This is a genomic window from Stenotrophomonas sp. YJH_SMC_21 (genome assembly GCF_059369555.1).
Genome location: NZ_JCAFSU010000019.1, coordinates 1 through 16790 on the forward strand (window position 1 = coordinate 1; position 16790 = coordinate 16790).

At 67.1% G+C, this 16790-nt stretch carries 21 protein-coding genes; 11 read left to right on the forward strand and 10 right to left on the reverse strand.

Annotated features, from left to right (window positions below; all coding sequences use genetic code 11):
* On the forward strand, positions 1-112 hold a 112-nt coding region (locus AC5P67_RS18120), incomplete at its 5' end, for an IS3 family transposase (RefSeq protein ID WP_495201421.1).
* Positions 113-360: 248 nt separating this feature from the next.
* Here the strand turns inward: AC5P67_RS18120 and AC5P67_RS18125 are convergent.
* Positions 361-1545 (reverse strand): MFS transporter, encoded by a 1185-nt coding sequence (locus AC5P67_RS18125; protein WP_150359428.1) that lies wholly within the window; start codon positions 1543-1545, stop codon positions 361-363.
* On the reverse strand, positions 1542-2720 hold the full coding sequence (locus tag AC5P67_RS18130; protein WP_171968610.1) for a serine hydrolase domain-containing protein: 1179 nt from the start codon (positions 2718-2720) through the stop codon (positions 1542-1544). Before AC5P67_RS18130 ends, AC5P67_RS18125 begins: the two co-directional genes overlap by 4 nt.
* Positions 2721-2947: 227 nt before the next feature.
* Between AC5P67_RS18130 and AC5P67_RS18135 the strand changes: the two genes are divergently transcribed.
* Both AC5P67_RS18135 and AC5P67_RS18140 read left to right on the forward strand, forming a co-directional pair.
* Positions 2948-3847, forward strand: coding sequence for a LysR family transcriptional regulator (locus tag AC5P67_RS18135; RefSeq protein ID WP_495215049.1), 900 nt, complete (start codon positions 2948-2950; stop codon positions 3845-3847).
* Between the two features lie 225 nt (positions 3848-4072).
* On the forward strand, positions 4073-5680 hold the full coding sequence (locus AC5P67_RS18140) for an ATP-binding cassette domain-containing protein (RefSeq protein WP_111193936.1): 1608 nt from the start codon (positions 4073-4075) through the stop codon (positions 5678-5680).
* Positions 5681-5785: 105 nt separating this feature from the next.
* Here the strand turns inward: AC5P67_RS18140 and AC5P67_RS18145 are convergent, their stop codons facing one another.
* Entirely contained in the window at positions 5786-7111 is a 1326-nt protein-coding gene (locus AC5P67_RS18145; protein WP_111193937.1) for a GTP-binding protein, read from the reverse strand.
* 69 nt (positions 7112-7180) lie between these two features.
* Here AC5P67_RS18145 and AC5P67_RS18150 point away from each other — a divergent pair, with 69 nt between their 5' ends.
* Positions 7181-7555: a MerC family mercury resistance protein gene (locus AC5P67_RS18150; RefSeq protein WP_197584694.1), complete on the forward strand. Its 375-nt coding sequence runs from the start codon at positions 7181-7183 to the stop codon at positions 7553-7555.
* A gap of 95 nt (positions 7556-7650) precedes the next feature.
* On the opposite strand, the gene AC5P67_RS18155 is transcribed toward AC5P67_RS18150, so the two are convergent.
* The gene (locus AC5P67_RS18155; protein ID WP_044569455.1) at positions 7651-7935 is read right to left on the reverse strand and encodes a metal/formaldehyde-sensitive transcriptional repressor; all 285 of its coding nucleotides are present in this window, start codon (positions 7933-7935) and stop codon (positions 7651-7653) included.
* 48 nt (positions 7936-7983) lie between these two features.
* Between AC5P67_RS18155 and dmeF the strand changes: the two genes are divergently transcribed.
* Positions 7984-8958, forward strand: a complete 975-nt coding sequence (dmeF, locus tag AC5P67_RS18160; protein ID WP_111193939.1) for a CDF family Co(II)/Ni(II) efflux transporter DmeF — start codon at positions 7984-7986, stop codon at positions 8956-8958.
* A gap of 88 nt (positions 8959-9046) precedes the next feature.
* On the opposite strand, the gene AC5P67_RS18165 is transcribed toward dmeF, so the two are convergent.
* Positions 9047-9331 (reverse strand): hypothetical protein, encoded by a 285-nt coding sequence (locus tag AC5P67_RS18165; protein WP_012478993.1) that lies wholly within the window; start codon positions 9329-9331, stop codon positions 9047-9049.
* A 90-nt stretch (positions 9332-9421) separates the two neighbouring features.
* On the opposite strand from AC5P67_RS18165, the gene AC5P67_RS18170 reads away from it, so the two are divergent.
* The 3 genes from AC5P67_RS18170 (at position 9422) to AC5P67_RS18180 (ending at position 11201) form a co-directional block, all read left to right on the forward strand.
* Positions 9422-9838: a hypothetical protein gene (locus AC5P67_RS18170; RefSeq protein WP_049459186.1), complete on the forward strand. Its 417-nt coding sequence runs from the start codon at positions 9422-9424 to the stop codon at positions 9836-9838.
* Between the two features lie 69 nt (positions 9839-9907).
* Positions 9908-10231, forward strand: coding sequence for a hypothetical protein (locus AC5P67_RS18175; RefSeq protein ID WP_495215052.1), 324 nt, complete (start codon positions 9908-9910; stop codon positions 10229-10231).
* Positions 10232-10358: 127 nt separating this feature from the next.
* The gene (locus tag AC5P67_RS18180; RefSeq protein WP_111193493.1) at positions 10359-11201 is read left to right on the forward strand and encodes a class I SAM-dependent methyltransferase; all 843 of its coding nucleotides are present in this window, start codon (positions 10359-10361) and stop codon (positions 11199-11201) included.
* 3 nt (positions 11202-11204) lie between these two features.
* Here AC5P67_RS18180 and AC5P67_RS18185 read toward each other — a convergent pair whose 3' ends face one another.
* Both AC5P67_RS18185 and AC5P67_RS18190 read right to left on the reverse strand, forming a co-directional pair.
* The gene (locus AC5P67_RS18185; protein ID WP_495215053.1) at positions 11205-12173 is read right to left on the reverse strand and encodes a polysaccharide deacetylase family protein; all 969 of its coding nucleotides are present in this window, start codon (positions 12171-12173) and stop codon (positions 11205-11207) included.
* Between the two features lie 70 nt (positions 12174-12243).
* Positions 12244-12903 carry a hypothetical protein gene (locus tag AC5P67_RS18190; RefSeq protein ID WP_111193495.1) on the reverse strand — a complete coding sequence of 220 codons (660 nt, stop codon included), beginning with the start codon at positions 12901-12903 and terminating at the stop codon, positions 12244-12246.
* A gap of 133 nt (positions 12904-13036) precedes the next feature.
* Here AC5P67_RS18190 and AC5P67_RS18195 point away from each other — a divergent pair, with 133 nt between their 5' ends.
* Positions 13037-13717: a hypothetical protein gene (locus AC5P67_RS18195; protein ID WP_100438319.1), complete on the forward strand. Its 681-nt coding sequence runs from the start codon at positions 13037-13039 to the stop codon at positions 13715-13717.
* A gap of 91 nt (positions 13718-13808) precedes the next feature.
* Here the strand turns inward: AC5P67_RS18195 and AC5P67_RS18200 are convergent, their stop codons facing one another.
* A complete protein-coding gene (locus AC5P67_RS18200) occupies positions 13809-13982 on the reverse strand; it encodes a hypothetical protein (protein WP_005412082.1) in 174 nt (57 codons plus the stop codon).
* A gap of 9 nt (positions 13983-13991) precedes the next feature.
* Positions 13992-14804, reverse strand: coding sequence for an alpha/beta fold hydrolase (locus AC5P67_RS18205; protein WP_329754881.1), 813 nt, complete (start codon positions 14802-14804; stop codon positions 13992-13994).
* Between the two features lie 221 nt (positions 14805-15025).
* On the opposite strand from AC5P67_RS18205, the gene AC5P67_RS18210 reads away from it, so the two are divergent.
* On the forward strand, positions 15026-15505 hold the full coding sequence (locus AC5P67_RS18210; RefSeq protein ID WP_024958111.1) for a DUF4440 domain-containing protein: 480 nt from the start codon (positions 15026-15028) through the stop codon (positions 15503-15505).
* A gap of 63 nt (positions 15506-15568) precedes the next feature.
* Positions 15569-15961 carry an XVIPCD domain-containing protein gene (locus tag AC5P67_RS18215; protein WP_024958112.1) on the forward strand — a complete coding sequence of 131 codons (393 nt, stop codon included), beginning with the start codon at positions 15569-15571 and terminating at the stop codon, positions 15959-15961.
* Between the two features lie 27 nt (positions 15962-15988).
* Here the strand turns inward: AC5P67_RS18215 and AC5P67_RS18220 are convergent, their stop codons facing one another.
* Positions 15989-16678: a hypothetical protein gene (locus AC5P67_RS18220; protein ID WP_012478981.1), complete on the reverse strand. Its 690-nt coding sequence runs from the start codon at positions 16676-16678 to the stop codon at positions 15989-15991.
* Positions 16679-16790 lie beyond the last annotated feature (112 nt).

Genomic DNA, 16790 nt, shown 5'->3' on the forward strand with positions numbered 1-16790 from the left:
GGAGGCTGGGCTGGTGGAATACATCCAGTACTACAACCAGGAGCGCATCAAACTGAAACTGAAAGGTCTGAGCCCGGTAGAGTACCGGGAGCGGGCCCAATCGGCCGCCTGACCCCGTCCAAGTCTCGGGGGTCACTTCACAATGGGGGCTTGGCCGCGGCATCCATCCCGCGGACACCCCCGCGAACCCGACCGCCACGGCCTCTGACAGGTTCCGGCGGCGTCCCGCCACGGAATCAACAGAAGAAGGCAAAGGCAAACGCGGGTCGCTGCGCTCGGTGGATCCCCGCCATGCGTGGATGGCGGGGACCACGGTAGTGCCGGCCGCTGGCCGGCACCTCCGTAACGTTTGCTCTGGGCCTACGCCCAGGCCTTCGGCCGTGCCAGCAGCCACGCCACGCTCACCGCCAGCAGCAGCAACGGCAGCCATCCCAACTGGTTCGGGCCGCCCGCCTGCAGCAGCACACCCCCTGCAACGCCTCCGGCGGCGATGGCGAGGTTCCAGCCGGTCACCAGCATCGACTGCGCCAGATCCGCGGCGGCACCCGCACGCCGTGCCAATGCGGTCTGGAACAACGTAGGCACCGCACCGAAGGCCACGCCCCACAGGATCGTCGCCAGCAGCAGCGCGGTCGCGTCGCCCGGCCACAGCAGCAGCGCCAGCACCGGCACGATGAAGCCGATCACCGCCGCCCACACCAGCGTGCGCAGATGACGGTCCACGCCCCAGCCGGCAATGCCGATGCCGGCGATGGCGGCCACGCCAAAGGCCAACAGCAGGCGGTCCAGCCACGGGCCGGCGCCGGCCTCCACCGCCAGCGGTTCGATGTAGGTGTAGAGCACGTTGTGCGCCAGTACGTACAGCACCATCACCGCCAACGCACTGCGCACGCCGGGCATGCGCCACACCGTAGCCAGCGGTATGCGCCGGCCAGCACCGGCGGCGGGCAAGGCCGGCAGTGCCCAACGCGCATACGCCAGCAGTCCCACGCCCAGCACGCTCATCAGCGCGAACGCCCAACGCCAGCCGATCTGCTGGCCCAGCAAGGTGCCCGCCGGTACGCCCAGTGACAGCGCCAACGGCGATCCGACCATCGCCACCGCGATTGCCCTGCCCTGCAGCGACGGCACCACCATACGCGCGGCGTAACCGGCCACCAGCGACCACAGCAGGCCACCACTCACGCCGGCCAGGAAACGCGCGGCCAGGATCAGCGGATAGCTGCTGCTCAGTGCGGTCAGCGTGTTGACCAGCACGAAGCCGGCAATCGCAGCGAGCAGCAAGGGGCGTCGCGGCAGGCGCTGGGTCAGTGCGGTCATCGGCAAGGCGGCCATCACCGAGCCCAGTGCGTACACGCTGACCAGCTGGCCGACCGCCGCATCACTCACGCCGAGGCTGTCGCCCATCGGCCGCAGTACACCGGCCGGCAGGGTCTCGGTCAGCAGCGTGATGAAGCCGCCACCGGCCAACGCCAGCAGGCCGGCCCATGGCAGGCGCGTGGCTTCACCGGCGGGACTGGCTGCATCGATGGCATGGCCGCTCATCGCACGGTCCCGACATCGGTATACACCGCATCGCGCAGTTGATCGACGAAGGCACCGTCCATGCCTTCGTACAGGGTGTTGGTCAGCGCCACCACGCTCAGCCCGCGCACAGGATCGACAAACCAGCTGTGTCCGTAGGCACCGCCCCAACGCCATGTACCTGCGTTCTGCGGCGTGCCGCTTGCGGCCGCATTGCGCAGCACCGCAAAGCCAAGGCCGAAGCCCCAGCCGGCCGGTTCCGGCGGTCCCTGCTCGCCGACCTGCGGGCTGGCCATCTCCGCTGCCAGTACGGGCGGCAGCAGGCCTGAACGCTGCACGTCACGCAAGGCTTCCAGCACCGCCATCACGTCATCGGCGGTACCGACCAGGCCGGCCCCGGCCGAGGGGAAACGGCTGGCATCGGTGGCGCGCGCGAGGCTGTATTCGATGCCGACCGTACCCTCGAACGGAGCGACCACCTCGCCTTCCTGCAGGCGATGCGGCTGCGGCGCGTCGCTTACATAGGGGGTGGCCAAGCGTGCCGCGTTGCGCGCAGCAAAGGCGGTGTCGCGCAGGCCCAGCGGTGCGGCCAGCAAGCGCTCGTACAGTGCCTGCAGCGTTTCACCCGTCGCTGCTTCGGCAACGGCACCGGCAACGTCCACGCCCAGCGAGTAGAGCCATTGGCTGCCCGGCGCGAACAGCAGTGGCGCCTGCGCGATGCGGCGCACGTTATCGGCCAGGGAGAGCGGGTTCGCGTCCAGGCCATCGCTGACCCCAGCGCGCGCATACGGGCCGGCGGCATCGGCTTCGAGGAAGCGATAGCCCAACCCGCTACTGTGGCTGAGCAGTTGGCGCAGGCTGATCGGCGGCGTGCTGCCGTCGGCCAGTGCCGGGCGGAAGTCCGGCAGCCAGCGCTGCACCGGCATATCGAGGTCGAGCACGCCCTCTGCTACCAGGCGCAGGATCACCGTGGTCAGCAGCGGCTTGCTGACCGATGCCAGCCGGAACAACTGGTCGCGCTGCATCGGCGTGGCCGACTCGCGATCAGCCAGCCCGGTCGCGCTGGCGTGGCGCAGCACACCGTGCTGGCGCACCAGGACCACCGCACCGACCAGACGCTGCGGGTGCACCTGCTGCAGCAGCCGCTGCACCGATGGCAGCGTCGGCGTGGGTTCAAGGGAAGGAGTGGCATTCATCGCGGGAATCCGTGGGGAGAGGCCCGCCACGTTAGGCAGCACGGCGCAGCGCAAAAAGCCGGTTGCCGCTCCGGGCATCATGGACCGTGCAGTCCGCAATCGGCATGATGGCCGGAACTGCTAGGCCGTAACGGCCCCACGCCACCCCGCACCACAGTGTTGCGATGGCGGAGCCAGCCGCTACGGTCGCACCAACCTACCCTGCCGCTTTCATTGCCCACACGCCCATGTCAGTCCCGGACAACCTCGCCAACCTGCAGACCTTCGTCCACGCGGCCGATACCCGCAGCTTCGTCGAGACCGGGCGCCTGCAGGGCATCTCGGCCTCGGCCGCCGGCAAGTGCGTTGCCCGGCTGGAGCATGCACTGGGCGTGCGCCTGTTCCACCGCAGCACGCGCAGCATCACCCTCACCGCCGAGGGCCAGCTGTTCCTGGCGCGCTGCCGGCGCATCCTCGACGAGCGCGATGCCGCACGCACCGAGCTGGCACAACCGCACGCCACGCCTCGCGGCACGCTGCGCATCGGCCTGCCGTTGGTGGGCGACCTGACCCTGCCGCTGATGGCCGAGTTCATGGCGGCCTATCCCGATATCCGCCTCGACCTCGATTTCAGCGATCGGCTGGTCGACGTCATCGAGGAAGGATTCGATGCCGTGCTGCGCGTCGGCGAGCCCAGCGACTCACGCATGAACGCACGACGCCTGGGCGTATTTCCACGCCGCATCGTCGCCTCACCCGCCTACCTGCAGCGGCGCGGCACGCCGCGCACACCGGCCGATCTGATGCAGCACACGCTGCTGCACTATCGCTTCCCCAGTACCGGCAAGCTGGAACTGTGGCCGATCCACTGGCCCGACCAGGAAACACCGCAGGAACTGCCAGTGCACATGGTGGCCAACACCATCGAAGCGCGGGTAGCGCTGGCACTGCGCGATATCGGCCTGGCGTTCGTGCCCGTGCACTCGGTGCGCGATGCGTTGGCCGATGGCCGCCTGGTCACCGTGCTGGACGAGCATGTGCATTCCTGCGGCATCTTCCACCTGCTGTGGCCCTCCGGCCGCCACGTGCTACCGAAACTGCGCGTGTTCATCGACTTCGTCAGCGCACGCCTGGAAACCGTGCCCTAGGCGATCGATCCACCCCATGCCCGGCCCACAGTAGATCCACGCCATGCGTGGATGCCTTTGTAGAGTCGCGCCATCAAACCATTCAGCCAGCCCCGCTATACTGGCCGCTCATTCCTCCCAGAGGCTCGCGACCAATGCGCCATTGATGCCGCCGTCTTCCCACCAGACGGCCTGACTCTTCCCGCCCCTGCGCGCAGGGGAGAACCCGGCATCCATGGAGGTCGCATGACCCCGCATTCCCTCACGCTCGATCGCGTGTCGTATCGATTGGCCGACGGCCGCCCGCTGTTTTCCGATCTGACGTTTTCCTTCGAGCCGGTCGCCACCGGCCTGGTCGGTGCCAATGGCGCCGGCAAGAGCGTGCTCGCACGCTTGCTGGCCGGACGGTTGCTGCCCGACACTGGCCAGGTGCGCGGCAGTGGCCGCGTGTTCCTGTTGCCGACGCCCGGCTATCCGCCCGCCGGCACGGTCGGTGAACTGGCCGGCGTCGGCGCGGAACTGGCTGCACTGCAACGCATCGAAGCCGGCAGCGTGGACGAGGCCGACTTCGCCTGCGTCGGCGACCGCTGGGACCTGCGCGAACGCCTGCAGCAGCAATGGCAGGCGCTTCGGCTGCCCGACGATCTCGATCCCGCCCAGCCGGCCGCGCGCCTCAGTGGTGGCCAGGCCATGCAGGTCGCGCTGTCCGGTGCCTGGGCCAGCGGTGCCGATTGGCTGATCCTGGACGAACCCAGCAACCACCTCGATGCACGCCATCGCCAACAGCTGTACGAGCAGTTGCAGCAGTGGCGCGGTGGCCTGCTGGTGATCAGTCATGATCGCGAGCTGCTGGCGCACATGCAGCAGATCGTCGAACTCGATGGGCGCGGGCTGCATCGTTACGGCGGACCGTGGCAGCACTATGCCGATGCGCGCGCCGCCGAGCGCGAAGCTGCCGCCGCCCAGCTCGATCATGCGCGCGCCCAGCACCGCCAGCAGCAACGCAGCGCGCGCGAACAGCACGAACGGCAACAACAACGCCAGGCGCGTGGCAACCGCGATGCGAAGCAGGCCAACCAGGCCCCGATCCTGCTCGGCCGGCAGAAGCAGCGCGCCGAGGCCAGCCACGGCCGCGCACAACAGGTGCAGGCCGAACGCCTGCAGGCCAGCGCAGAGCATCTGCGCGCAGCGGCATCGGCGGTGCACGCGGCGCCGGAACTGGCACTGTTCGCCGGTGCGGGTGACCGTGGCAGCATGCGCCTGCTACAGGCCGAGGCGCTGGTGCTGCCACATGGCTGCAGTGCACCGTTGCAGCTGGAGATCCGCCGCGGCCAGCGCATCGCCGTGGTCGGTGACAACGGCAGCGGCAAATCGACCCTGCTGCGTGTGCTGGCCGGCCAGCTGCCTGCACGCAGTGGCGCCGTGCAACGGCATGCGCCACTGGCCCTGCTCGACCAGCAGCTGCTGGGGCTGTCCGGCGAGCGCAGCATCCTCGACACCGTGCAGGCCGCCAACCCGGGCGCGGACCCAGGCGAGCTGCGCACGCGGCTGGCCCTGCTCGGGCTGGATGCACAGCGCATCCAGCGGGCAGCCCACAGCCTCAGCGATGGCGAACGCGTGAAAGGTGCGCTGGCCAGCGTGCTGTACGCCGATCCCGCGCCCCAGCTGTTGCTGTTGGACGAACCCGGCAATGCGCTGGATCTGAGCGCATTGCAGGCGTTGGAGGAACTGCTTGCGGCGTGGCCGGGCGCGCTGCTGATGGTGAGCCACGACCGGCACCTGCTGCAGGCATTGCGACCGACGCAGGTGTTGCAGGTCACCGCCAACCACTGGCAATGGCGCGACAGTCTGTAGAGTCAAGCCATGCTCGACTCCGCCATGCATCCATCCACGCATGACGTATCGACCAGGGGGTAGTGCCGGCCGCTGGCCGGCAACCCATGGATCCTCAATGCACCGTCAACGCTTCCACACCGGGAACGCCTGCGGCAACTGCTGCCACAGCAATGGCCCCGCACGCAGCTCCTGGTCGTTGAGCAGGCACGCATCCAGCTCCGCACGCACCGCGCGCTCATCCATGTGCACGCCAATCACCACCAGTTCCTGGCGGCGATCCCCCCACAACGGGTGCCAAAGCCGCTGCATCGCCGTGTGCGCTGCCTCATCCGGGAATTCTTCAGGCCCCGGGAGCGGCGCGCTCCAGCAATCGGCCTGCTGCCGCGCCCATCCGAGGTCGCTGTAAGGCAGCGGCGTGGGCGGCAACAACGGCGCGGTGTCTTCCAGCCCGGCCCGCACGCGGTCACGTGCGGCGTACCAGAAGCCCGCCGCCTGCGTGCGCGTCGCCGCGCCCACGCTGTTCAGCTCACCCACCCAGTCCATGCGGTTGGCCAGCCAGAACCAGCCTTTGCTGCGGATCACGCCGGGCATGCCGGACTGCAGCGCGCGGGCGAAGCGCGCCGGGTGGAACGGACGTCGCGAGCGGTAGACGAAGCTGCCGATGCCGTACTCCTCGGTTTCCGGTGTGTGCTCGCCCCGCAGTTCCTTCATCCAGCCCGGCGCACGTTGCGCACGCTCCATGTCGAAGCGACCGGTATCCAGCAGCTCGGCCAGCGGCACATCGCCGAAGCTGGACAGCAGCAGCTTCGCGTCGCGGTTCAGGCCACGCAGCACGGCCAGCGTGTCCTGCAACGCTTCGTCATCCACCTGGTCCACCTTGCTGACCACGATCACGTCGGCGAACTCGACCTGCTCGCATAGCAGGTCAACCACACCTCGATCATCCTCCGGGCCGGCCTGCTGGCCGCGCTCGGCCAGTCGCGACGTCGAGCCGAAGTCGGCCAGGAACGCGCTGCCGTCGACCACCGTCACCATCGTGTCCAGCCGCGCGATATCGCTCAGGCTGAAGCCATGCTCGTCGCGCACCGCGAAGGTGGCCGCCACCGGCATCGGTTCACCGATGCCCGTGGATTCGATCAGCAGATAGTCATAGCGACCGGCATCGGCCAGGCGCAGCACTTCCTGCAGCAGGTCGTCGCGCAGCGTGCAGCAGATGCAGCCGTTGCTGAATTCCACCAGCGTCTCTTCGGTGCGGCGCAGCTCGGCGCCACCTTCGCGCACCAGCTGCGCATCGATGTTGACCTCGCTCATGTCGTTGACGATGACCGCCACGCGCAGGCCCTCGCGGTTGCGCAGGATCTGGTTGAGCAGGGTGGTCTTGCCGGCCCCCAGGAAGCCGGACAGCACGGTGACCGGAAGGCGACGGTCGGCGCGGGAAACAGTGTTCATGTCGGAGCAGGTTGGCTGCGGAACGGAAATGTTACTGTATAACAATTGTTGCGCAAGGAACCTCCCCCGATGAAGTCGCCTTCTGCCGCCCTGCTTGATGCCGGCGCGGTCGCCCTGTCCAGCCTGTGCCTGCTGCACTGCCTGGCGCTGCCCCTGCTGGCCGCCGCGCTCCCCCTGTTCGGCACCTGGGCCGAAGCGGAATGGGTGCACCTGCTGTTCGTGGCCATCGCCCTGCCACTGACCGGCTACGCGCTATGGCGCGCCGAGCGCCGTCACCCGCTGCCCGTACTGGCCTGGGCCGCCGCCGGCGTCGGTCTGGGCCTGTTGCTGGCCGGCGCGCTGGCGCTGCCCTCACATGACTGGGAAACGCCGATGACCGTCACCGGCAGCCTGCTGCTGGCCGCCACGCATATCTGGAACGCACGGCACCGCCACCCGGGGTAGAGTCGACTGTTAGTCGACTATCGCGCGAAGCGCGGGGTTTTTCGTTGGTTGTACGAAGAGCAGTCGACTAACAGTCGACTCTACCGCCCCCCGGCCTATTTGCCGTAGCGGCGCAGCAGCTCCACCAGCACTTCGGCCTCGTCCGCCCGCTGCTGCGGGTCATCGGCACCCACCACGTGTTCCTGCAGGTGCTCGTGCAGCAGCTCCATCAGTAGGCTGTGGGCGGCACCGCGCACGGCGGCGACCTGCACCAGCACGTCCGCACAGTCGCCGGCTTTACCCTCGGGCTGGTCCAGCGCCTGCTCCAACGCCGCCACCTGGCCCGCGATGCGGCGCACCCGGGTCAGCAGCTGCTTTCGATTCTTGTGTACATGCGCCATGGCGGGATCATATACCCTATGGGGGTATCCACTCCAGCTACCGCCGTCATGCACTTGGACGCCCTCGCCGCCGCCCGTCGCCACGAACACCGCTTCGACGACGGCAACCCGCTGGCCGAACGCAATACCCGCCGCGCCCTGTGGCTGACCGTCGGCATGATGCTGGTGGAGATCGTCGGCGGCTGGTGGTTCAACTCCATGGCCGTGCTCGCCGACGGCTGGCACATGAGTTCGCACGCGCTGGCGCTGGGCCTGGCGGTGTTCGCCTACCGCTGCGCGCGCCGCTACGCGCACGACCCGCGCTTCGCCTTCGGCACCTGGAAGATCGAGATCCTGGCCGGCTACACCAGCGCCATCGCCCTGCTCGGCGTCGCCGCGCTGATGGCCGTGCAGTCACTGCAGCGGCTGTGGGTACCGGCGCCGATCCACTACAACGAAGCCATCGCCATCGCTGCGGTCGGCCTGGGCGTGAACCTGCTCTGCGCATGGTGGCTGCACGACAGCCCGGGCCACGCGCATCACCACCACGGGCATGACCATGGCCATCATCACGGGCATGACCACGAACACCACGATCACGGCCATGCGCACGGTCACGACCTCAATCTGCGCTCGGCCTACGTGCACGTGCTGGCCGACGCCGCCACCTCGGTGCTGGCCATCGTCGCCCTGCTCGGCGGCAAGCTGCTGGGCCTGACCTGGCTGGACCCGGTGATGGGCCTGGTCGGCGCCGTGCTGGTGACGGTGTGGGCTGTAGGCCTGCTACGCGACAGCGGCCGCATCCTGCTCGACGCGCAGATGGACGCACCGGTGGTGGCCGAAGTTCGCGAAGTGATCGAACAGGGCCCCTGGCCGGCGCGCCTGGCCGACCTGCACGTCTGGCAGGTCGGTCGCGGCAAGTACGCGGTCAGCGCCAGCGTGGTTACCAGCGACGCCCGCCTGGATGCGGATACCGTGCGCAACGCACTGGCGATCCATGAGGAGCTGGTGCACGTGACGGTGGAGATTCACCGCATCGTGTGATCCATACCGGGTAGTGCCGGCCGCTGGCCGGCAACCTCATGAGCTTCGGACCCAAACTGCAGTTGCCGGCCAGCGGCCGGCACTACCGCTAGAGCTTCAACATCATCCGCAGCAGGTACATCAGCAGCGGCAGCGCACTCAGCACCGCACCACCGATGCCGATCCACGGCCAGCGCTCGCCGCGCACGCGCGAGGCCACCGCCAGGCCGCAGCCCACCAGTGCCGCGCCCAGCACGCCCACGCCCAATCCCGCAGCCATGCCATTGCCGCCTGCGGCCACCGCCGCCTGCGCCGCCAATGTGCCGGCTCCCCAACCCACAGCGATCCCCAGCCAACTGGCCATGCCGCACCACGGTGCCTTGCCCTGCGCCATCCCAAAACCCCTTTGTTCTTGCCGAATTTCTGTACGGGCGACGCCCGAGTGCTGCCTACACTAGCCCCACCTGCCCTGTAGGGACATCCCATGCGCATGCTCCGCCTGCTGCTGCCCGGTGCCGTCCTGCTGCTCACCGCCTGCAGTGGCGATGCCGGGCTTCCTTTCAGCGCCGACCCGTTGCAGGGCTGCTTCGCCACCGGCGCGCGCAAGCCGGCCGACTTCCGCATCGACAGGGAAGGCGGCCAGTACTTCGTCTCCTTCAGCCGCGGCGACCAGTGGCAACGCGAGCCGAATGCCCTGCACAAGGCCACCCGCAGCGAGATCAGCCGCTACTTCCGCGATGACGCCGAGCAGATCGACAGCGCGTTGATCCGCATGGCGGGCGGCTTCGGCATCTTCCACTTCAACAAGGACGCGACGTTGAAGGGCAAGGCCAGCGATAGTGACTACATGGCGTTGATGCTGATCGGTGCTGGGCCGGTGTATGCGGTGAAGTGCCCGTAAGACGCAATGATTCTGATGGCGGCTCAGGGCACTATGGGCGCATCCTGTCTTCTTTGAGGAGCGATGCCAATGCTGCTGTTTCTGCTGCTTGCGGTAAGCGCGCCGAAGACCCAGGCGGCCTATGACGAAGTCCGGCAGCTGCCCGATGGCCAGACCCTGATCATGCGCACCCTGGACTGGGATCTCGGTGATGGTCGCCACGAGCGCGTTACCGTGCATTGGCTGCTGCAGGAAGACGGCAGCCTGCGCTACGACTTTGATCGGCAGCCACCAGAAACTCAGGACGTCCATCGTCGGTCGTGCGCCCGTGTAGGCATGCAGCCGTCGCGTGGCGTCGGCATGCTCTCGGGGGAAGGGACCACACACGGCTACAGCTGCACCAGCCAGCGGTAGCGCCGAGCCCACGCTCGGCTCCTCCCGTCTACATCCACGCATGGCGTGGATCTACTGCAGCAGCCACACGTGGCCCCGGTAACAGCTGCGGTACCATGCCCTCCCCCGAACCGCCCCGGTACCCGCCGTGCCCCATTACACCGGCCCCCTGCTGACCCGCGACAGCGCTGACACCCTGCGCCGTGCCCATGACAAGGGCGCTGCCGACTGGCAGGGCTCGCTCGACCTTGGCCGCAGCGAGGACGGCGTGGCGCTGGATGCCGACGGCTTCCACTTCCGTGGCCAGCCCTACCCGTGGCCGGGCAAGCTGAAGGACCGCACGCTGTACTACTGGGACGGCGAGGACTTCGCGCCGATCTCGCGCTACAGCGGTTCGCTGATCAAGCTGGTGCCGACCGAATGGGGCGCACCGACCTTCGAGATCGACGGCATCAAGATGCTGCCGACCTCCAAGCTGTCACCGTTCGAGGACGCGCGCCGCAAGGTCGAGCTGGTCGCCCCGGCCGGCAAGGTCATCCTCGATACCTGCGGCGGCCTGGGCTACTTCGCCGCCTGCGCGCTGGAGGCCGGTGTCGGCCAGATCCGCTCGTTCGAGAAGAATGCCGACGTGATGTGGCTGCGCACGCTCAACCCGTGGTCGCCGGATCCGGAATCGGCCGTGGCCGGTGGACGCCTGCAGTTCAGCCACGGCGATGTCTCGCAGCAGATCGAACAGGTGGCCAGCAACAGCGTCGACGCGATCCTGCACGACCCGCCGCGCTTCGGCATCGCCGGCGAACTGTACTCGCAGGTGTTCTACGACCACCTCGCCCGCGTCATCCGCAAGGGCGGGCGCCTATTCCACTACACCGGCGCGCCGAACAAGCTGACCAGCGGCCGCGACGTGCCGCGTGAAGTGGCCAAGCGCCTGGAAAAGGCCGGCTTCAAGGCCGAACTGGCGCTTGACGGCGTGCTGGCCGTCAAGCGCTGAGCCTCATTCCGAGTCCACCTTCGCCAGCTTCATCACCCACGACGGCACCTCAGGTTCACCGGCGTAGAAGTCCTTCGGTTTCTTCTCCGCCATCGCCCAGCGGTGCAGCCAGCTCGGGCCGTAGCGACCGCTGTAGCCCTCGGCGCCCCGCGCATAGGCCGGGTCACGCATCGCTTCGTCCAGCGAAATGAAGCGATAGCCGCGCCGCTTCGTCGCCGCCACCAGTTCGGCGAACGTGGCTGCATTGAGTTCGTTCGCATGCATCAGCCAGACCTGCGGCAGCGCGTAGCCCAGCAGCGCCTGGGATTGCTTCTCGTAGTAGTCCAGCTTGTTCAGCATGTACGGCACATAGCCCTTGCGCAGCTGCGCCAGCGTCGCCTCGCGCGCCGGGGAATCCGGCTGCTCGTTCATCACGTTGGCATAGGCGAACGCCCACACCCACTCGCCGTTGTCGACCGTCACCGGTGCCACGCGGTAGCCATGCTGCTTGAAGAACACGTCCATCTCCGCGCGTTCTTCCGGCGTGCGCCCGGCACGCAGATAGGAGTGACGCATCCACTGCGGCTTGAGCCCGCGCTCGGCCAGCAACGGCCGCAGCACCGCCTCGCCACGCAGGAAATCCTGCTGGAACGCAGGCACGCCCTTGGCGTTCAGGTCCATGTGCGAGTAGGTGTGGTTGCCCAGCACATAACCGGCGTCCAGCCAGTCGCGCAGCATCTGCACCCGCGCCGGCTGCACCTGCCCATCGATCTCAAGCTTGTTCCCGTTGACGAAGCCAACTACCGGCACACCCGCCTGGTGCAGCTGCGCCATCAGCGCTTCGTGCCGCGCCTGCAGGTCCGGCGGAACGATCTCGTCCACCCGCGCCCAGGGCAGGTCGTCGATGGTCACTGCGATCCGGCGATCCACCTCAGCGGCGTGTACCGCCAACGAACACAGCAGCAACGGCACAGCACGCAGCAACCAACGCATCAGCACATCCTTGCAGGAGCGGAGCGCAGACTGTAGCGCGATTGCGGGCGCGTGGTCGGTCACACACCCGTTATGGGCTGGGCGACTGCACCTGACGTTCGCGCACGATCGCCCGCCACAGCATGAATCCTGCAGCCATTGTCACCAGCATCAACGCGACCAGCACCAGGGCAAGGTCATCGGGATTGCGCAGCAGCGGCGCATGCTCATGGGTGAGGATCTCGAACACCACCTGCTGCGCCTGTGCCAGCGGCAACCGGCCCTGTTCGCCCAGTTCCACCAGGCACGCCGCTGGGGACAGCTTGGCCACGCTGGTCCACGCCATGTCGTACAGATGCAATGCCCTGAGCGCCAGCGCCAGGATCGCGGCGTGCAGGGCCATCACCCCCCAGTTGGCGCGTCGCAGGCGTTCGGACAGACGTCCCAGACGGTAGACGCTGATCGACATCGCGCCCAGCAACGCCAGTACCACGCCTGCCATCGGAATCCACTGCAACGGTTGCCATGGTGCAAGCGCAGCGGACCGCGCCAGCAGCTGTTCTGCAACCTGCATGCGCGCGACAGGATCAGGCCCACCGCATGCGTCATCCACCGGCTCCAGCAGCAATCCCACGCGGTAGTGGAAGAAGCCGGCTGCAAGGGCTACCGCCAGCAGCGCCACCACCTGCAGTGCCAGCAGAATCGGGCCAGGACCACAGATACGACAGAAGCGGGCAGCAGCAGAGACCATCGGTTCATCCGTGACAACAAAGGACCATCCTAACCAAGCGCCCTGTGCTTGTCGGCTGGCGGATACGACAACCGCCGCGTGGTCCCGGTAGGATGTGGATGAGCATGGATGGTCGCATGTAGAGGTGTTGTGGATGGTCACGCTGTATCTGTGGGTGCGAACGCTGCTTCCGCTGCTGGCGTTCGTGATCGCGTGGATGCTGCTGTCGCGCCTGATCAAGGCCCGCGTGGCGCGCCTTCCACGGGTGCCCTTGAACCTGCCCGAGCACAGCAGCAGCCCGCGCAGGAAGGACCGGCGCATCTACGCGCGCAAGCTGCGGCGCAGACCGGGCCTGCGCACCGCAACGCGCCCGGCCACCGCGCCGCGCAGCTGGAACCTCGCGGCGGTGTTTGTTTCGTTCTCTGCGTTGATTGCCGCCGTGCTGGTCATGCCGGATGGCGCGCGCTTCCAGGTGCTGGTCGAGAGCCTTACAGGCTACCCGGCCACGATTGCTGAAGTACATGTTTCCGCTGCCGGGCAGCCCCTCGTGCTGCAGGCGTGGCAGCCCGCATTGGCGCAGCTGTCACGGCCGGTAACAATGCGCTACCCGATCGGGCGCACCGGCGGCCAGCATGACGCGCACGCCACGCTACCGGTACAGGTGAGGCATCAGAGTGATCGGCTGCAGGTGGCTACGGCCGCGCCGGTGGATTCCGAGCTGCTACGTGCAGAGCTTGCGCGCTTGGCGGGGCTGCCGACGGAGGCAATCACCGTCCGCCAGAGCGAGATCTCGCCATGGCTGGAACCCGGCTGGACGCCGCTGGACGGCATGTAGATGCCGGGCCAGGCCAGGCCGCTGTTGCAGTAGATCCACGCCATGCGTGGATGGGCACCGTGCGGGGTCGAGCACGGCTCGACTCTACAGATCAGGACCCGCGCGGCAGCTTCGCGGCCCACATGTTGTCCACCAGATTCGGATAACGCCGGCCATTCTCTTCCGCCCGCTGCCGCGCCGCCTCTTTCTGTGCAGGCGACAGCGGCTGCGAGGTCTGGCCCTTGGGATTGGGCTTCTTCCACGGGGGTGTCTTGGTCTGGCGCATGGCTGCAGCTTACCGCTTCAGGAAGTTCAGCAGCGCCAGATTGAAGTGGTCCGCATGGCTGGTATTGCACCCATGTGGTGCGCCTTCCAGGATCACCACTTCGCTGCCCGGAATGGCCTGGTGCGTGCGCCGGCCCGAGCCTTCAAACGGCACGATGGCGTCACTGTCACCGTGCAGGATCAGGGTTGGCACCGTGATCTTCTTCAGATCGTCGCGGAAGTCGGTAGTGGCAAACGCCTGCATGCAACCCAGCGCCGCCGTCTGGTCGGATTGATGGCAAAGCGCGATTGCGGCCTGGCGCTCATCCTCGGTCACCATCAGCTTGCCATTGGCACTGAAGAAATCGCGGGTGAAGCCATCGAAGAACGCCTCGCGATCCTTCTCCAGACCGCTACGCATTTCGTCGGCCTTGTCCTGTGTGAGCGGACCTTCCGGATTGTCCTCGCCGCGCAGCAGATACGGCGGCACCGCTGCTGCAAACACCACGCTGTGCAGGCGCGCCTGCCCGTGATTGGCCACATACCGCGCAACCTCACCGCCGCCCATCGAGAAACCGACCAGGGTCACGTCGCGCAGGTCATGTTCCTCGATCACCCCGGCCAGATCCGCCGCCAGCGTGTCGTAGTCGTAGCCCTCGGCGGGCTTGTCGGAACGGCCGAAGCCGCGCCGATCGTAGCTGATCACCCGGTGTTGGGCGTCGCGGAGGATCGAAACCTGCGTCTTCCATGCATCGGCGGACAGCGGCCAACCGTGAATCAGAATGACTGGTCGGCCGTCGCCACCGGTGTCTTCAACGTGCAGGCGGACGCGGGAAGCAGGCATGGAACCTCCTGTGGAAGGGGAGGATTTCAGCCTATGGGCCGGCCCCTATCGCGGCCGTGATGGAATCGCCGGTCGCCATGACATCCCCTGCACAGGGCACGCCACCCGGCCAATCCATAGGTGCGGGCATTCACTCCCTGGAAATCCCGTTTCGTCGCAGGGCGGCTGCGGCCCTCGGAGCACCGTGCGAGCCTGCATGAATCCCGCCCTGGAGCCTCGCCATGCTGCTGCTCACCCTGCCCCTGCTGGCCGCCGGCCTCGCCGCCGCACCCGCGCCCTCCGATGACCTGCGCGAGCAGATCCGCCAGGCCGACACCCAGCTGTTCGCCGCCGCCTTCGAAGCCTGCGATGCCGACAAGGCCGCCGCGATGACCACCCAGGACATGGAGTTCTTCCATGACAAGGATGGCAAGTCAGCCAGCAGCCGCGAAGACTTCCGCCGCAGCGTGGCCAACATGTGCAGCAATGCGCGCAAGGGCGGCTGGAGCCTGCGCCGCGAGCGGGCGGAGCCTTCGCTGCAGGTGTTCCCGCTACACGACGAGCGGGCGCTGGAAATCGGCGACCACCGCTTCCATGAACGCGGCAAGGACGGCGTGGAGCGCTGGGTGGGCCAGGCCCGCTTCATCCAGGTCTGGCGTCGCGTGGACGGGCGCTGGTTGGCCGAGCGGGTGATCAGCTATGACCATCGGCCGGCAGACTGACTTCGCGGGCCGGATCTATACTTGGGGGGTTCACCCACGACCCACCGCTACCGTTCGATGGCCATGGCAGAGATCACCCCCAACCACCCCGACTATGGCCTCAATCAGCAGGTCCGCCAGGGCGTGGCCGCACTGGACGCGCAGCATGGCCGCCCGTTCGACCAGACCAGCGAGCGACTGACCGCCAGCCTGACTGTGCTCGCCCGCGAGCAGGGCCTGCAGCAGGTCGACCATGTGCTGGTCAGCAACGCCACGGCCAATCATCCGGCCGGGCATAACGTCTTCGTCGTGCAGGGCGACCCGGCCAATCCGGCGCACCTGCGCGCGATGATCCCGACGGCTGTGGCAGCGCAGACGCCGGTGGAGCAGTCGATGCAGAAGTTGGGGGTGGGTGTGCAGCCGCAGGTCGAAACCCAAGCGCAGGAGATGCAGAATCCTGCGCACCGGTTGGGGTAAGCAGGCGCGGAAGCGGTTTCTCTCCCGCTATTTGAACTCTGAAACGAGCAGGCCTTCCCGCTTCAGGACGTCTCTGGCCTGGGTGACATAGCTGCTCACCGTCAGTCGATCCAACGGAAGCATCTCGCCGTGCTTCTTCGCCGGCAGCAACCTTCCCGCCTGCTGAAGACGGAATGCCTCGTGGTCCTTCTGGATGTTGATGGATGACACCTTTCCATGGACCTTCAGCAGCTCCAGCACGCACACATGGAAGACCTGTGGCCTGCATTGTGAGATGAACTCCTCAATGGACATCTTCGGGTCGACGAAGTACGGCTTGAACCGTTTGAAGAGTCCCTTCCTTGCACCGTCCTCCAGGTTCTTGATGTAGGCATCCAGCGGAACGTCGATGTTCGAGAGATCATGGATGTACTGGTTCCTGATCTCTGCAACGGCCTTGAACATCGATTTCTGTTCACTGTCGATGATGTTCATCTTGCGCAGAAAATTGATCCTCACTTCCTGCGGGAGATTGCTGATCACATCGAATATCAGCGGCTCGCGCAGGGCATCGACGACGGCCCGCGTGAAAACGGCCTCGACGAGCTGCGCCAGCTTCGAGATGAAGCTCCACGAGTCTTCTTCTTTGTAGAGCGCTACGGCGAATCCCTTCGGTATCGCCAGCTCTTTGTTCAACCTTTCAAATGCGAGCTCGACGAACGCGGTATACGTACTCATTGGATAGCCTCCCCTGGAAGGCTGAAGACGCTACATGTACCGCCCCACTGCAACAAGCGCTGCCCCTGCTTTTGCAACACTTCCTAGTCCAGCGTCATGCGAGCCGCATAAA

Excerpts from the sequence above, each read along its gene's own strand:
- AC5P67_RS18220 (WP_012478981.1), bottom strand. The coding sequence starts at position 16,678 with ATGAGTACGTATACCGCGTTCGTCGAGCTCGCATTTGAAAGGTTGAAC.
- AC5P67_RS18210 (WP_024958111.1), top strand. The coding sequence starts at position 15,026 with ATGCTGCTGCTCACCCTGCCCCTGCTGGCCGCCGGCCTCGCCGCCGCA.
- AC5P67_RS18170 (WP_049459186.1), top strand. The coding sequence starts at position 9,422 with ATGCGCATGCTCCGCCTGCTGCTGCCCGGTGCCGTCCTGCTGCTCACC.
- AC5P67_RS18140 (WP_111193936.1), top strand. The coding sequence starts at position 4,073 with ATGACCCCGCATTCCCTCACGCTCGATCGCGTGTCGTATCGATTGGCC.
- AC5P67_RS18165 (WP_012478993.1), bottom strand. The coding sequence starts at position 9,331 with ATGGCGCAGGGCAAGGCACCGTGGTGCGGCATGGCCAGTTGGCTGGGG.
- AC5P67_RS18130 (WP_171968610.1), bottom strand. The coding sequence starts at position 2,720 with ATGAATGCCACTCCTTCCCTTGAACCCACGCCGACGCTGCCATCGGTG.
- AC5P67_RS18145 (WP_111193937.1), bottom strand. The coding sequence starts at position 7,111 with ATGAACACTGTTTCCCGCGCCGACCGTCGCCTTCCGGTCACCGTGCTG.
- AC5P67_RS18185 (WP_495215053.1), bottom strand. The coding sequence starts at position 12,173 with ATGCGTTGGTTGCTGCGTGCTGTGCCGTTGCTGCTGTGTTCGTTGGCG.
- dmeF (WP_111193939.1), top strand. The coding sequence starts at position 7,984 with ATGCACTTGGACGCCCTCGCCGCCGCCCGTCGCCACGAACACCGCTTC.
- AC5P67_RS18135 (WP_495215049.1), top strand. The coding sequence starts at position 2,948 with ATGTCAGTCCCGGACAACCTCGCCAACCTGCAGACCTTCGTCCACGCG.
- AC5P67_RS18150 (WP_197584694.1), top strand. The coding sequence starts at position 7,181 with ATGAAGTCGCCTTCTGCCGCCCTGCTTGATGCCGGCGCGGTCGCCCTG.
- AC5P67_RS18155 (WP_044569455.1), bottom strand. The coding sequence starts at position 7,935 with ATGGCGCATGTACACAAGAATCGAAAGCAGCTGCTGACCCGGGTGCGC.
- AC5P67_RS18125 (WP_150359428.1), bottom strand. The coding sequence starts at position 1,545 with ATGAGCGGCCATGCCATCGATGCAGCCAGTCCCGCCGGTGAAGCCACG.
- AC5P67_RS18175 (WP_495215052.1), top strand. The coding sequence starts at position 9,908 with ATGCTGCTGTTTCTGCTGCTTGCGGTAAGCGCGCCGAAGACCCAGGCG.
- AC5P67_RS18195 (WP_100438319.1), top strand. The coding sequence starts at position 13,037 with ATGGTCACGCTGTATCTGTGGGTGCGAACGCTGCTTCCGCTGCTGGCG.
- AC5P67_RS18205 (WP_329754881.1), bottom strand. The coding sequence starts at position 14,804 with ATGCCTGCTTCCCGCGTCCGCCTGCACGTTGAAGACACCGGTGGCGAC.
- AC5P67_RS18200 (WP_005412082.1), bottom strand. The coding sequence starts at position 13,982 with ATGCGCCAGACCAAGACACCCCCGTGGAAGAAGCCCAATCCCAAGGGC.
- AC5P67_RS18190 (WP_111193495.1), bottom strand. The coding sequence starts at position 12,903 with ATGGTCTCTGCTGCTGCCCGCTTCTGTCGTATCTGTGGTCCTGGCCCG.
- AC5P67_RS18215 (WP_024958112.1), top strand. The coding sequence starts at position 15,569 with ATGGCAGAGATCACCCCCAACCACCCCGACTATGGCCTCAATCAGCAG.